The 16,039-nt window shown below is 55.5% G+C and carries 7 protein-coding genes; all 7 read right to left on the bottom strand.

The genetic code is table 11. The features are described 5' to 3' along the window. Positions 1-66: 66 nt before the first annotated feature. The 7 genes from LRS06_RS09600 to LRS06_RS09565 all read right to left on the bottom strand — a co-directional run bounded on the left by LRS06_RS09600 (position 67) and on the right by LRS06_RS09565 (position 15,639). Positions 67-1,719 carry an ATP-binding protein gene (locus LRS06_RS09600; protein WP_257871291.1) on the bottom strand — a complete coding sequence of 551 codons (1,653 nt, stop codon included), beginning with the start codon at positions 1,717-1,719 and terminating at the stop codon, positions 67-69. A gap of 13 nt (positions 1,720-1,732) precedes the next feature. Then, on the bottom strand, positions 1,733-3,295 hold the full coding sequence (locus LRS06_RS09595; protein WP_257871290.1) for a restriction endonuclease subunit S: 1,563 nt from the start codon (positions 3,293-3,295) through the stop codon (positions 1,733-1,735). A 17-nt stretch (positions 3,296-3,312) separates the two neighbouring features. Beyond that, positions 3,313-6,156: a DEAD/DEAH box helicase family protein gene (locus tag LRS06_RS09590; protein ID WP_257871289.1), complete on the bottom strand. Its 2,844-nt coding sequence runs from the start codon at positions 6,154-6,156 to the stop codon at positions 3,313-3,315. Between the two features lie 643 nt (positions 6,157-6,799). Continuing rightward, on the bottom strand, positions 6,800-7,021 hold the full coding sequence (locus LRS06_RS25530; protein ID WP_374679422.1) for a PID-CTERM protein-sorting domain-containing protein: 222 nt from the start codon (positions 7,019-7,021) through the stop codon (positions 6,800-6,802). A gap of 84 nt (positions 7,022-7,105) precedes the next feature. Beyond that, positions 7,106-9,463: a T9SS type A sorting domain-containing protein gene (locus LRS06_RS09585; protein ID WP_257871288.1), complete on the bottom strand. Its 2,358-nt coding sequence runs from the start codon at positions 9,461-9,463 to the stop codon at positions 7,106-7,108. Further along, the gene (locus LRS06_RS09570) at positions 9,441-14,681 is read right to left on the bottom strand and encodes a PKD domain-containing protein (RefSeq protein ID WP_308239892.1); all 5,241 of its coding nucleotides are present in this window, start codon (positions 14,679-14,681) and stop codon (positions 9,441-9,443) included. Before LRS06_RS09570 ends, LRS06_RS09585 begins: the two co-directional genes overlap by 23 nt. Then, positions 14,650-15,639 carry a hypothetical protein gene (locus LRS06_RS09565; RefSeq protein WP_257871287.1) on the bottom strand — a complete coding sequence of 330 codons (990 nt, stop codon included), beginning with the start codon at positions 15,637-15,639 and terminating at the stop codon, positions 14,650-14,652. Before LRS06_RS09565 ends, LRS06_RS09570 begins: the two co-directional genes overlap by 32 nt. Between the last annotated feature and the right edge of the window lie 400 nt (positions 15,640-16,039).

Below are 16,039 nucleotides of genomic sequence, written 5' to 3'. Positions count from 1 at the left end.
TTGTTGAACATGAAAATTAGCTTTGACAGCTTGTTTAAGGGGATTATGTCAAGGGTTATTGACTAGTTATTTTTTTTTAGCCACCAGGGAATAGCGCCGGTTTCGATTTCCACCGCTGGGTTCAACGAGGTTGTCACGCGTCATTAGTAATAGTTGTCGGCGGAGCAAATGTGGCGCTAACTCCTCCCCTAAACGCTGGTGAATTTCTGCCAGCGAGCTGTTGGGATACGCACGCAGGTCTTCTTCCAGCAGCGCCCGGAGCCGGTGCGGCTCAATGGTTTTCAGGGTCGGTTTCACTTGGAGGTTGGCGGCGGCAAATACTTCCGGGTTGAGCACATAGTCGGTGCCCTTCTTCACGCCCTGCGTCTGCACAATTCCCCACTCCACCAACCGGCCCAACCAGGTGCGGGTGCGCTCTTCCTGGCGCAGCTGCAGGGCCTGGGTTAGCTCTGTCGCGCTCAGGCGTCGGCGCTGGGCTATCAGGCCAAGCACAATGATTTCTTTCTGCTGGAATGCGTAGTGGCCTGCCAGGTAGTCGAGCAGGCGCAGGGTGTCGGCGTCGGGCAGTTGTGATTTGACAGTAACGCGCAGCGAGGTGCCACTGTCATCAAGAACAGGAAGGGGCTTGGCTTCGCGGCTGAGCTGCTCGTAAATCAGGTCATAGCCGGAGCCTTCTCCTTCCATCAGGCCCGTGGCCTGGAACGTGGCCGTGAGGTGCGGATTGCGCCGCATCCGCTCGTGCAGAATGGTAGTGGGCGTCACCCCCAGCGGCAGCCCACCCGGGCTGGTAATTTCCAGCCGGTTGGGGTACACGCCCACAAATACATCAGTGGCGGTGGTGTAGAGGCGGTGGGCAAAGGCGTTGGCCAGCAGCTCGCGCAGTACCGCCTCGGGGTAGTGGCGCACCTGCCGGCGTGTGGCCCCGGCGGGTATTTCGTGGTAATAGCGTAGCTCTACGGCCTGGGCCAGCAGCTCATCGAGGAGCTGGGCGGGGTTGAGGCGGTGGTCGAGCCAGGTTTCCTTGCGCACCTTCTGCTCCTGCTCGTCATACACCACATACTGCACCATAAGGCCGTAGCTGAGGCGGGCGCGCTGCGCAGGGGTGCCCAGCCACAGCACCCCCAGGTGCGTGACCTGGCCGGCGGGCGTTACCAGGTGGTAGTACTCCAGCAGCTCGGCGTCGGATTTGGCTAGCACAAACGGACTGGCTTTGGCAGCTGTGCGCACCCGCTCCACGAAGAACCGCGTTTCCCGCGCCGATAAATCGGCCAGCCGCACGTCGGGAATCACTCGGATTTCCCATTGTAGCCCCGTTTTTTCGTACACGAGCCGGTGTAGGTCTTCGCCGGTTACGGGCTGGCATTGGTCGCTGAGGCGGGCGTAGGTGCGGCCATCGGAGGTGGTAGCTACCACGTGCAAAGAGGGCTGCACAGGCAGGCGCAGGTACTGCCCGCCGTTCGGCGCGGTCAGCAGCTCGGGGGCACCGAGGCTGACGTTTACGGCCCGGCTACTGAGCTTTTTCACTAGCTCATTTACCTCGCGCTGGCTTAGCTGCTGCCCGCGGGGCGGCTCCTCTTCCTTGTCTTCGATGCCCAGGAGCAGGCTTCCACCCTGGGCGTTGGCCAGGCACACGCAGGTTTTGGCGAGGTCGTTCAAATCGGGACTGGCCCCAAATGCCTTGCGGTAGCTTTTCTTCTCGTACACGTGTGTCTCGTCCATCGCAGCGGCCCGTTTACAAGTCTAAGGTCGTTTGTTCCGACTCCCTGGCCTTGCGCCCGCGCTTGGCTTTGGCGGCGGGCTGGGCGGCTGGCGTATCTTGCAGGCGGGCCAGCAACGCGGCGGCGGGCTCATCGGCGGCATGCTGGGGCACGAGCCGGCCGGTAAAGGCGCGGTGCAGAATGCTCTGGCGCAGCCGCTCGGCGCGGATTAGCTCGGCTTTTAGCGTGAGTTCTAGTTTATCGAGGACTGAGAGGCGACTTTCTACTTCTTGAATTATTTGCGCTTGTTCCTCCATGGAGGGAAGTGGGACAGCATATTCTTGAAGCTGACCCACTTCGATACTTTCGACTGTTGTACCACCTTTCATGCACGAAGTCCTGATGTCATTATTCAGGCACTGTACAACATATAGTAAGTAGTCGGTTAGTTCAGGAACAAAGGGGGTTAAAGCTTTAATATCCTGGTTTACAGTACCAGCAGTTTCAAGTATAGCAACAGGTAGAATCCGTCGTAAAATGCCGCTGCGCACCACAAACAATAATGAAGGAGCATCAATAAGCTTAGCGGTAGAACCTTCTATTGCTTCTTCTGTGATTTTGTCCTCAGAATCATTTAAACGCCAAGACTTCATATCCTTGGGTGATACCCAAAGTACATCACCATTTGTCCAGAATGATGGATTGCTTTTACTTGGAGTGCCACCACCTTTCCAAGATCCAAGTTGGCTGAACGTCGCCCGCACCCACCCCTGCGGCAACTCCGGCAGCTCCGAAGTATCAGGGGCGGCGGGCTCCTCGTATTTCTTTTTCCAGGTGTCGCCGAGCGGGAGCTGACCGCCGCGCTTGGCGAGCTGGGCGGCTTCCCACTGCGCCCGGCGCTCCGCGCGGATGCGCTGCAACAGGGCCGCACCTGATTCGGCGGGCTCGGAGTGGGCGGCGCGCCAGGCGCGGGTCAGCTCCCCCGTCACGGCCGCGTGCAGCACCGATTGGCGGTAGCGTTTCAGTTGGGCCTGGGTCTGGCGCAGGGTAGCCACGCCCGCATCCAAGCGGCTGAACAGCTCCTCCAGCTTTGCCACGATACGGCGCTGCTCGGGGAGGGGAGCCAGGGGAATGGATATTTTTTGAATTCTAAATAGTGCCAGCTTAGGCTGAGTAGTCGAAGCGGTGCTATCCTTAACTTGGTTTTGCCCTAGAGAGCTTTGGAAAAAGTAATGAACATAACTTGGCTCAGCACCTACTAGATTAGAAATTTTAGCTGCATTCTCAGTCAGATTTGCTCCATTTAGCTGAGGCGGAATTATACCTGTAAACCCGATACTGCCAGCAATTGATATATAAACGTCGTCTGCTGTAATAGTATATCTGCTGATCAGAGCCGCTGTTGATGGAGAGATATACTTTAAATCGGATTGATTAATTGAACCGTTATCAAAGTCCTTTACTCTTAGATAAGGGTGTGACGTTTTTTCAGAAACGTAGTCATGTCCAGCAGGGAGTCTTTTACCTCCTAAGACATCAGCTATTTTGCCAATTTCAACTTCAATCCAGCCTTTCGGCAATTCCTGATTTTCCTGCATTCTATTGATTCAGCCGATTACGCGGCGAGTACTTCGTTTAATTCTTTCACCACAGGGAGCAGCTCGTCGCCGAACAGGGCGCGGGCACGGCCGAAGCCGCCGTGGTCCTCGAAGGGGGCGTAGCCGAAATCCTCGGCTTCCACGGTGAGGGAGGTGGCAATGTGGTCCTTCATCATATCGAGCCACTGGCGCTGGGGCTCCGTGAACAGGCGGCCCGCCAGCTGCTGCTGGTGCAGCCACTGCTGGTAGCGCTGCTCCACGGTCAGGGCAAAGGGCTCCAGCACATCGGTGCGCTCCAGGGCAAACTGCACCAGGTTGATGAGGTTGGTAAGCAGGTTTTTGCTGCCGGTGCTGCTGGCACTGCTGCGCACCCGGGCCTTGTCGAGCCGCTCGTAGGCGTCCCAGAGGTGGGCGGGCGTCAGGTCGGGGCTTTCCAGCTTCAGGGCCTCGGCCAGGTCCCGGATTTGGCGATACGTCAGCTCGCGGCGGCGCCAGGGTTGGTTGTGCAGCACCTGCAAGGCCAGGATTTCGGCATTGTGCGCCTCAATAAAGGCGCGGAACTTGTCGACCTGCTGCTGGGCCAGCTTCGCGGCGGCTTGCTCGGGCGAGAACCGCTCCCCAAACTCCGACACCAGCACTTCGTCGGGGCTGAGGTGGTCGATGACGAGGTCTTTCTGGGCGTGGAGCTTTTCCAGGATGCTGCGCAGCTCGGGGCTGTCGAAGGGCGCAACGGCGGCCGTGGTGAGCTGCTCTTCGGCCTTACGGAAGTACTCGGGGGCGGGCTCCACCGGAATTTCCTCGCCTTCGGGCCCCAGGGTGAAGGTGGGCTCCCCGGCCGCGGCGGCCAGCTGGGTGGCTACCTCCTCCACCTTCACCGGGTCCACAGCATCGTAGAGGCGGCCGGCCAGCTCCTGCACGGTGGCGCCGTGGGCCTGCTGGCTGACCAGGGCCTGCTCGGCGGGCTTGAGCTGCTGGTGCAGGCGGGCCAGGCGCTTGGCCAGGCTGGCTAGGTGCTCGGGCTCGGTGTTGCCCAACGACACGGCCTTGAGCAGGTCCTTAAAGCTGAGGCCCTTGATCCGCTCGGTGGTGGCGGCATCCTTTTTCTCGGAATGCGTCACGCCCACGGCATCTACCAGTACGAAGTGGGTTTTGGCCGGGGCGTCCTCCGTCACGTTTTGCAGGTCCGTGGTGCTGATGATGCGGGTGCCGCGGCCCTTCATCTGGTCGAAGTACACGCGGCTGCGCACGTCGCGCATAAACAGCAGGCACTCCAGGGGCCGGATATCGGTGCCGGTCGAAATCATGTCGACCGTGACGGCCACGCGGGGTTCGAAAGAGTTGCGGAAGCGCTTGATGAGGTCGTCGGCCTTCTCGCCGGTGGTGCCGTAGGTTATCTTCTTGCAGAAGTCGTTGCCCTTGCCAAATTCCTCGCGCACGATGTCCACGATACGGTCGGCGTGGTCGTCGCTCTTGGCAAAAATCAAGGTTTTGGGCACGATGCTCCGGCCCGGGAACAGGCGGGTAAACAGCACGTCGCGAAACTCGCGGATGACGGTCCTGATCTGGTTCGGGTTCGTCACGGAGCGGTCGAGCTGGGTGGCGGCGTAGGGCAGGTCGTCGTCGAGGGCTTCCCAGCGCTTCTTGCGTGTGAGGCGCTCCACGTGCTGCACCGGCAGGCCCTTTTCCACTGTGGCCCCCTGCTGCGACACTACGGTGCTGAGCAGGTAGATATCCGAACCTACGTTCACGCCATCTACCACGGCCCGCTCGTGGCTGTATTCCATCACCAAGTTGCGGTTGAAAAAGCCGAAGGTCTGCTTGGCCGGCGTGGCCGTGAGGCCGATGAGGTGGGCGTCGAAGTACTCCAGCACCTGCTGCCAGACGTTGTAGATGGAGCGGTGGCACTCGTCAATCACCACGAAGTCGTAGGTCTCGGGCGGAATGGCCGGGTTATACGCCACTTCCTTGGGCCGCACCATGGCCAGGGCCGCAGCCGACTCGAAACTCGACTCTTCCTCGTTGCCGGCCTCAAACTCGGCCTCGCCCCGCAGCATGGAGTACAGGCGCTGAATGGTTGTGATGGTGACCTTACTGACCGAGTCGAGGCGGTTGGAGGTCAGGTTCTGGACGTTGTAGAGGTCGGTAAACTTGCGGCCATCGTCGGGCGTCACGTACTGCTGAAACTCGGTGAGCGTCTGCCGGCCCAGGTTGCCGCGGTCCACCAGAAACAGGATGCGCTTGGCCCCGGCAAACTTGATGAGGCGGTAAATGAACGACACGGCCGTAAACGTCTTGCCCGAGCCGGTGGCCATTTGAATCAGGGCCCGGGGCCGGTCGTGCTTAAACGACTCTTCCAGGTTGCGGATGGCTTCCACCTGGCAGTCGCGCAGGCCGGTGGTAGCCAGTACCGGCAGGCCCTGGAGGCGGTGGCGCAGAGTTGTATCGCCGTCGGCCAGCCAGGCGCGCAGGGTTTCGGGCCGGTGGAAGCTGAACACGTTGCGTGAGCGGGGCAAAGGGTCGCGCCAATCGCAGAAGCGCACCTCGTCGCCGTTGGCCTCGTAGCCGAAGGGCAGCTGGTCGGCGGCCCGCTGCACAAACTTGGTCGTGCTAGTCAGGTAGCGCACCGTCTGCTCGGCTACGGCCGTGAGGGAAGTGCCCTCGGGCTTTGCCTCGATAATGCCCACCAGCTTGCGGTCCACGAACAGAGCATAGTCGGCCGGGCCAGTGCTGGTCTGGAACTCCCGAATGGCGACGCCAGGGCCAGCGCTGAAGTTCTGCTTACCGCTGTCAAAGATGTGCCAGCCAGCAGCCTGGAGCTGGTCGTCAATAATCTGGCGGGCGCGTTGTTCGGGGGTAAGCATAGAGGCGTAGTAGGATAGGAGTGAATAGAAAAGAGCAATAGCTAAAGCACCCGGCAGAGTACTATCCGTACTTAGCAAATCTACCGAAGCTCCAGCGTTTTTCCTTCCTGTTGAGTAAACTATGGAAGGGCGTTTGCGAAAGTTGTTGCCCGTAGCTAAAGTGTTTAAAAAGCAACTTGTAAAAAACGCTGAAACCGCCCCCCTACTTAGTATTCCATAGCAATACTGCAGCCCAAAGAGCCATAGCTTAGAAGGATGCTTAGCAATAACATATTGCTATCGACCTACTATACTGTGTAATCGGCTAGAGTGCAGGTGGTTGCTTATGGATTCGGGGTTTTGTCTCCTAGCATGTGCTTGCTTTGCAGGTCGTTAAATAGGTGCTAACCAAAAATCCTGGTTAGCCTCAGGCGTCAAGTGATAGTTCAACTTGCTCGAGTACTTCCGAGAAGAGTAGCTGGTAGTATAAGCTCAACAATCGGCCCCTAACCTCTTGCACCACTAGGTATTGGCTACAACTTATAGCTGACTGTCCGAGGTCAAAATCAGTAAACATTCTCATTCTACTTGCACCAAAAAGCGAAGCCCCGTCAGAAGCTATCCGAAGGGGCTACAGGATGAAAACGATTCGTATCCGTTAGGCTCAAGAACGACGCTTGCGCAAGTTGTTCAGGCCATAGGCTACGCCCCCGGCCAGCAGCAACGATGCACCGCCATCAATAGGCACAGCTGTGGGCTCCGGATCAGGCTCAGGACCACCGTCTCCAGGGTCGCCCTGCGCGAAAAGCGGCGAAGAAAAACTAACAGCTAGTAGCAGGAAGGTACTGGCCAAGAAAGCGCGGAGGATAAAGTAGGGTGAGTTCATAAAAACGAAATGAGGAAGAAGCAGATCAAACGGCAGAAAGATTGGCCCAGCTTATTTTAAGCTGGGCCAATCGTTAAACTGAACCTAACGGTTGAGCACGATTTTGTGGGAAACCACTTGGTTCCCGGAAGTAATCCGCACCACATATACACCTATGGCAAGCTGTGAGCCATCAATTGAAATATGCTGCTGTACCCCGGTAGACGACACTGAGCGCGCAAGTACTCGCTGACCGAGGGCATTGAGTAACTCTAGATGCACGCGGCCCTGATACTGGTTGAGCTCTACCGTGAAGTGGCCAGTAGTAGGGTTCGGATAGATGTGTACCTGCTGAACCTTAGCTCCTGCTTTGGTAGGCGTAGGTACTAAAGCAGGATTGAAGTGCAGGAAGAAGCGACCCTCCGCCTCTGTTGAGGACGTGAAGGAGTAAGCGGGAGTATTGCGCAAATCCTGCCACACGTTCAGTTTGCGGTCCTCGAGCAACACTTGCGTGGTGCTGGCAAAGTTTACAATCCGGGCAGCGTCTAGTGTATGGACAGTAGCCGCCGTAGTCCGCACGCCTAATGGTACTACCAAGGACTGCTGCAACGGCCCCTGGCCATTAATGGACAAGAGCTTCTGCGCTGCTACGCTGTATAGGTTGGGGCTGCCATCCGTGTTCAGAACCTTATAGGCATCGAAGGCGGCATCAACCTCAGGCGTGGCTCCCTGCTCAAAGTACAGATACGTTGCATCCGTGCGCTGCTGCCCGTCGCGCAGGCTCAGCTCTAGCAAGGGTCGGCTTTCGCCTCCGCGGTGCAGGCCTGGGTTTTGGTAAGACGTCAGACGGCAGGCATCCATGAAGTTGAAAGTAACCGGCTGGGTGCCCTGCATGCGAACCAGGAAGCCCTGCATAGCAGGGATAATGTTGGCTCCCTTCGGCCCGACACCGTTTACGTAGCTCACATACGAACCGGCATATGCGGTGCTCGAACGGAAAGTGTAGATGGCATTGTACATACCAGTGGGAACCGGTACTAAATCCCAATCGATAGGTGCCGGGTAAGGGTTACCCAGCAGGTGCCAGCCCGAGTTGGCCAGTCCCCCATTGGTGAGAGTGTTAACAGGCACGGTTCCCGTGGTCAAGGTACCTTCCAGCGCGACTTTCTCCTGGGCGCTGATATTGACTGAATACCCTTTTCCTGATATTAAAGCATCGGTCAGAGCTGCCGGCGACTTCCAGCCCACAGTGAAGTCGGGGTATTTGGTCGTAATGCGCGTCTCGTCAAAGCCAAGCACCGTTGGGAAAATGGAGGCGGGCATATACGGGCGCGGCAGCTTGTTGTAGTCTGGATTCACCTTTGGCGTAAAGCCAGCTGTGGCCAGGTCGGATACCGTCGTACTCACTACCGGAGAAGAAAGGTGACGGTAGCCCACACCTGGGTTGGAGGGGCTTATATAGCGCTGCATGGCTGCTTTGCCTACTACCATGCCGCCAGCGTTGACCACCATAGCGGTGGTCTTGGCATCGGAGAGTAGCGTAAAGGGCTGGCTGTTGGTCACAATATTACCGCGTAGCGTGAGCAGGCGAGCTACCGTGGTAGCTCCCGTCAACTCGGCTCCAGCAGTTTCTACCGTCAGGTTCGAGAAAGGCGTAGTGGCGCTACCCCCGACTTTCTGGCGAGTCGAGCCTGTCAGACGCACTTCGGCTTTTTCCGTGCTGCTGAACGTACCATTGTTGATGAAGTCGCCTTTCAGTTCCAGCACCCCGTTATCCAGCACGGTGAGCTTGGCATTTTGGGCCAGCGTAACCTGCTTCACTGCCTGTAGCGAGCTGATGGCGGGCGAGTAGGGCGTACCAGCCGGAATTAGGACCGTGGTTGCAACCGTGGGTATCTGGTTGTTGCTCCAGTTGGAGGCGGTGGCCCAAGCCGTCGACGTCTGTCCCGTCCACGTTAGGCTAGCAGCTGTCACAGTTACGGAAACGGAGCTGCTAGCCGTACAGCTGCTGTTGGTGGCCGTGACAGTGTATTGCTGGATTCCTGTGGCTGTGGGTACTGCCGAAACGGAACTACCGCTGGTTTGCAACAGGCCCTGACCACTCCAGGTGTAGGTAGTCCCGCTTACTGGGCTAGCTACACTCAGCGTAGTGCTGCTGCCTAGCATCAGGGAAGTAGGAGAGGCCTGAGCAGTCACAGCCAGTGCCGGGTTTACCGTTACCGTCACCGTAGCGGTGCTGGTGCAGCCGCTGGCATTCCTACCGGTAACTATATAAGTTGTCGTGGCAGTGGGTGACGCCGTTACGGTAGCACCGCTGGTTGTGCTCAGCCCGGTAGCCGGCGACCAGCTATAGGTGCTGGCGCCCGTTGCTTTCAGGCTGGTGGAAGCGCCGACACAGATGCTGGGGGATGTTGCGCTGGCAGTTACTACCGGCACGGCATTAATAGTGGCCGTAGCACTCACCCGGCTGCTGGGGCATCCTTGCGTTGAAGCTGGCCTGCACATAGTAGGTAGTCGTAGCGCTCAGGGAAGGCGTAACGAAGCTTGCGTTGGTGCTTAGCACGGTGGTGCTGGAGGCCGTGGCGTACCAGGCGTAGGTACCGCTAGAGCCACTGGCTTTCAACGTAACCGTGCCGGTGCCACAACGCGAAGCACCCGTAGCAACCGGGGCACTGAGTACTGGATTAACCGTCACTTGCTGTGTCGCCGTGCCCTGACATCCGCTGGTATTGGTGTAGCGGTAGGTAATGGTGTGTATGCCTGGTCCTGCTGTGCTTGGCGAAAACTGATTGCCATTGACAATGCCTGTGCCGCTGAACGTGCCACCAGCAGGAGTGCCTGCCAGAGTTGCATTGCCTGCCGTAGCGCAATACGCGGTATTCAAGCCCGTAAAGCTGATGTTAGAGAGGGTTGTGACCGTTACTACCACCTCATCCGAAGCCTGCTGGCCATAGGCATCTTCTACCGTCACGCTGTAGGTGCCGGCCGAGGTGACGGTAATAGAAGCGGTAGTGGCACCGGTATTCCACTTATAAGATTTGAAGCCAGCGGCCGCTGTCAGTGTTTTGCTTTGGCCTTCGCACATCGTCACATCGGCACCCAGGTTCACCGTAGGTTCCGGAGCTAGTTGTACTGTTACGGCAGCCGAAGTGGCCTGGCACCCGTTTTTATCGGTTACCGTCACTGTGTAGGTGCCTGGCGTCGAAATCACCGCTTCCTGGTAGGGCTGCCCATCCGACCAGCGGTAGGACGTAAATCCATCATTGGCCTTCAGCGTCGTTTTCGAGCCTTTTACAATAGTGATGGTCCCGGTAGGCGTGGTAGTAACCACGGGGAGCGGATATACCGTCACCATGGTAGTACTGGTAGTGCTGCAGCCGGCGCTGCCAGTGGTCGTGAGCTCTACCTTATAAGTACCCGCTTTGGCATAGGTATGCGTGGGATGCTGCGCTGTGGAGGTTTGGCCATCCCCAAACTTCCAGCTGTAGCTCATTGTACCCGAGCCGATGGTGCTGGTATTGGTAAACGTGATACCCGAGCCGAAGCAGGAGTTGCTGGCCGTGAAGGCCGCCTGGGGCGTTTCGGTGACCGTTACAGCCTTGCTAATAGCGCTGTAGCAGCCCTCTTTGGAGTAAGCCCGCATTGTCACAGTGTAAGTACCTGACTTTGCATAGGCGTGGATGGGGCTTTTCACCGAGGCGGAGTCCCCATCCCCGAACAACCACTCGTACCGAGAAATGCTACCTGTGCTGATGCTGGCCGAACCAGAGAACTTTACAGGCTGGTTTGCGCAGTCCGTTACGTAGGTAAAGTTTACGCTTGGGCTCGGCTTCTTGTAGCGGTCAATGCGCAGCGTGTCGTTATTGATGTTGTCATCGTTGGCATCTACGAGCCAGATCTTGAAACTATACACCCCATCCGTGCCCAAATCCTGGGGCTGCTTGAAAGTGTAGGCAATATCATTGGCCGTGCTACCCGGAATGATATCTGTATAGATGGTGCCCTTGTTAACTTGGTAAGCCACCTTCAGGTTGAGTAGTGGTATATCCCCGTACTGAGCAATGTTCACCGTCACTGGCTCACTGCTGCCCAGGTTGCAGTCCAGCGTGGGACTTACCAGACGGGTAATACCGAAGTCTACCGTAAACTCATCACCGCCTACGTCGGGCGCAGAACCGTTGCGGAGTTCCCCATCGATATCCAGCGTAACACCTGATGAAGCAATGCCAGCCCCGTTAATAAAGCGCTGCAGAGGCCGTAGCTCCGTGTTCGACTTATAGAAGGGGTTAACGGCGCTGGAATTGGGGTCAATCTTCAACGTTTGCCGCCAGCTGCTCAGGCTGTTTTGCGTGGTTCCATTAGTGAAGCCAAGCTTGCCGGAGGCGGCGTAGTAGTTATTGTAGTCCCAGTCGTTGGTGCCGCTGAGGTTACTGCTCAGGTAGGCGGCGTAGCCGCTGCCGGTGTTGGCGAAGATGTTGTTTTTGACCGTTAGATTGCTGCCACTGGTCAACTCAAAGGCCCGGCCGTTAACAGCATCTGAACTGGTGATATGGACCGAGTTGAAGACAATGCGGTTATCAGAGCCCGCATTGGTGATGCCTTTGGCAAAACCTACTCCGCCAGCTTGAATAAAATTGTTGGCAGCTAGACAGTTGGAGCCATCCAGGTACAGACCGGTTGCGCCGGTCAGGTTGATAATTTTATTGCTGGTTATTTGTCCCGTACCACCGAAAGCCTGGAGGCCAACTCCTCCTGTTACATTTTCGATGAGATTGTGAGTCAGCGTGGAGTTGCCATTGCTGCCCAGGCTGGCCATAATGCCGCTTTGTACGTTGCGGATAGTGTCATTGGCAATACGCAGAACGCCAGTATTGGAACTGGCAGCATAAATGCCCATGTTAGCATATTCGATATGGTTGCTTTCTATCAATAGGTTACCGGTATTGCTTGTCGCAGATATACCTCTGGTAAACTGATTAGATAGCTGACCTGGTAGATTACCTATCTGGTTGCCCCGAACCTCTGTCTGCCCACTAGAGCTATTCATTAAAATGCCGTAGTAAGAATCTGATTGGCCCCCTGTGAGGCGAATCTGATTGCGCAACACTTGGACATCTGTACACGACGAGGAATAAAGGCCATAAACAGTCTGTACCGAACTGCTATTGCCAACAGCAATGCTGTTATCCGCCAAGAGGGCTGTTTGCCCATTTAGAGTAAGCAGTGCATAGGTGCTGGTACCGGTGGCGCCATGTACCTGTATCTTATTGCCGGTAACGGTCAGGTTGCGGAAGTATTGGATACGGATAGCCTGTATCCCTTCGTTATAATTGGTGAGTGCAAAAGCATTCTTCTCGAGGCGAATTTCCTGTACAGGAGCACTGGCACTGCCAGTAAAATCGAGTGGCCCTTGGATCCTACTGTGGGTAAAAGTCAGGTGATGCGCGCCGTTACTAGCCACTACGCACTTGGTGCCATTGCTGCGCTGCAGGCCTAGCTTACGGAAGCTGATATAGCTGGAGCCATCCACGGACAGGGTAAAATCATTGCCCGGATTGCTTACCTGATAATGCAGCGTGGCTTTAGTGCTGTCCCCGCTCTCGGATTCAAACACGATGGGGGCTGTGGCCGAGGCACCACTGACCTGGCCCAGCTTGACCTGCTCATTATACACGCCATTGCGCACGCGGAAAGTCACCCCGCAGGTCACCCCCGCATTGTTCAGCGCCGTTACCGCTTCCGTAAAAGTGGTGAAGTCTGGATTCGTCCCCCCTATCGTGTAGAGGCCACACAGGGGAGTTGCCAGATCCTTTATAGTGGCCGTGTCATTCAAAGCATTACAAGCCGGCTGACTATTGGGTGTAGTAGCCCACGCTTTAATAGAATAGAATCGGCCTGCTTGAAAACTGTAATTCCCAAGCGTTGTGGTCGTATTCTCTGCACCTGCTAACGAACCTGTCCACTTGTATGCAGGTTGTGCCACTCCATTTACTGACCAGTTGATTACCGCGGAATTAAGAGAGCTCTGGCTTTGATTCTGCAATTGCACACGAACAGCTTGACTACCTGGCGCAAGCGGATTGCTTAAACTAACAAAAGTATTTACACCTACATCGGGGCTACAGGGTGTGTATTCCTTAGCACCAATGTCAGCAGTGCTACCTCGTGTTGCGCCATCAATATCGGTCGTTACATTCGCTACCGTTGTTGCTGCGCCATTAAGCAGAATTTGATTGATGCTTAAATCTGTGCGTGAAGTGAAAAAAGGGTTTGTTGCTTTACTATGAGCCTCTTTTCCTATAATGGCCTTCCATGCAACCAAGTCTGCTTGCGTGGTTCCATTAGCGAAGCCAAGCTTGCCGGAGGCGGCGTAGTAGTTATTGTAGTCCCAGTCGTTGGTGCCGCTGAGGTTACTGCTCAGGTAGGCGGCGTAGCCGCTGCCGGTGTTGGCGAAGATGTTGTTTTTGACCGTTAGATTGCTGCCACTGGTCAACTCAAAGGCCCGGCCGTTAACAGCATCTGAACTGGTGATATGGACCGAGTTGAAGACAATGCGGTTATCAGAGCCCGCATTGGTGATGCCTTTGGCAAAACCTACTCCGCCAGCTTGAATAAAATTGTTGGCAGCTAGACAGTTGGAGCCATCCAGGTACAGACCGGTTGCGCCGGTCAGGTTGATAATTTTATTGCTGGTTATTTGTCCCGTACCACCGAAAGCCTGGAGGCCAACTCCTCCTGTTACATTTTCGATGAGATTGTGAGTCAGCGTGGAGTTGCCATTGCTGCCCAGGCTGGCCATAATGCCGCTTTGTACGTTGCGGATAGTGTCATTGGCAATACGCAGAACGCCAGTATTGGAACTGGCAGCATAAATGCCCATGTTAGCATATTCGATATGGTTGCTTTCTATCAATAGGTTACCGGTATTGCTTGTCGCAGATATACCTCTGGTAAACTGATTAGATAGCTGACCTGGTAGATTACCTATCTGGTTGCCCCGAACCTCTGTCTGCCCACTAGAGCTATTCATTAAAATGCCGTAGTAAGAATCTGATTGGCCCCCTGTGAGGCGAATCTGATTGCGCAACACTTGGACATCTGTACACGACGAGGAATAAAGGCCATAAACAGTCTGTACCGAACTGCTATTGCCAACAGCAATGCTGTTATCCGCCAAGAGGGCTGTTTGCCCATTTAGAGTAAGCAGTGCATAGGTGCTGGTACCGGTGGCGCCATGTACCTGTATCTTATTGCCGGTAACGGTCAGGTTGCGGAAGTATTGGATACGGATAGCCTGTATCCCTTCGTTATAATTGGTGAGTGCAAAAGCATTCTTCTCGAGGCGAATTTCCTGTACAGGAGCACTGGCACTGCCAGTAAAATCGAGTGGCCCTTGGATCCTACTGTGGGTAAAAGTCAGGTGATGCGCGCCGTTACTAGCCACTACGCACTTGGTGCCATTGCTGCGCTGCAGGCCTAGCTTACGGAAGCTGATATAGCTGGAGCCATCCACGGACAGGGTAAAATCATTGCCCGGATTGCTTACCTGATAATGCAGCGTGGCTTTAGTGCTGTCCCCGCTCTCGGATTCAAACACGATGGGGGCTGTGGCCGAGGCACCACTGACCTGGCCCAGCTTGACCTGCTCATTATACACGCCATTGCGCACGCGGAAAGTCACCCCGCAGGTCACCCCCGCATTGTTCAGCGCCGTTACCGCTTCCGTAAAAGCTGGTGAAGTCTGGATTCGTCCCCCCTATCGTGTAGAGGCCACATAAGCTGCTATATAATGTAACAGCCAGGGTGTCGTTCTGTCCATTAGGGTCGTTGAGGCCGTTGGGTTGGGTTTGCCAAACTTTCAAGCGTACCGGCTTACCCGTGGGGAAATTATAGCTGCCAATCTTGACATCATTAGCCGACATGCCCAATGCAAGATTCCCCGTCCAATTGTAGGCAGCCTGCACTACATTATTCACTGACCACCCAATAGTAGTCTTAGTCAGCGTATTCGCACCGAAGTTTGTTAGACGCACTTGAATAGGTTGCGCACCAGCCTTAAATGGCATGTTGGGTGCATCTAGAGCACTGATACCTGCATCGAGCGGCAGTGGAGCATAAATGCGAATGTTGTCAATAGCCCAGAAGTAGGAGTTATTACCTTCCCAGCGAAAACGAACCTTCGCAGCAGTGGCTCCTCTCACTAAGGATGATATATTGTAAACCTCACTTTGTGGATTGCCTGTGCTATCTGAATACGAAGCCACAAACTGCCAGATAAAGCCATTGTACACTTCTACCGTACCACTACCGCCTTTACCACCCGCAAAAAAGTGGTCGAAGTATAGAACGGTGTTTTGGCTTACCGAGGCATCGAAGAAGCGCGTCTCCAGTGTCGTGGTTTCCTTGCTTCCGTCCGAGGAGTAGTTCTCGCTGTCGAAAATCGCGAAGCTGCCGGAGAAAGGGTAGTTGATATTCCGACCTCCGGGGTTATCGAAGTGCCACTTATCGGTGGCAGGCCCGGAACCGGCACTGTTGAGCCAGCCGGTAGGCGGCGTAGTGCCCGAGGCGGAAGAAAAGTCTTCGTTCAGGATATAGGTCTGAGCAAAGGCGCGGCCTGTATCTCCCAGAATGAGAAACAAGCACAACAGCAAAGCACGGTGCCAGGACCGGGAAGCAGTAAATTGACCAACAAGGGAAGAATTAACCGCGCGTAGGGGTGTCACCATAGATAAAATGGCAGGTGGGATGGAACACAAGAAATGACAAGAGGGCAGAGTACTATCTAGCCAGCTACTAGAAAATAATTAGCTACTCACTAATAGTATACTAGTACACTAAGGTATAGAACAATGACTATACAAAGCACAGGCTTTTATCTGATTTAAACAACTTCCTAAAGTTATATCTAACAAGTCTTTTTAACGCCGCAAGAATTTATGCAGGTGCTCAACCTGCTACCGCGTATCAAGCAGTAGTCAATAGCTCGGCTTGCGGTACTGGACGTGCATCTTCAGCAATGTGCATCGCTGGCTTTGTCAA

The sequence above is a fragment of the Hymenobacter sp. J193 genome (genome assembly GCF_024700075.1).
Taxonomy (GTDB): Bacteria; Bacteroidota; Bacteroidia; order Cytophagales; family Hymenobacteraceae; genus Hymenobacter.
This window is presented reverse-complemented; position numbering and strand designations above follow the sequence as displayed.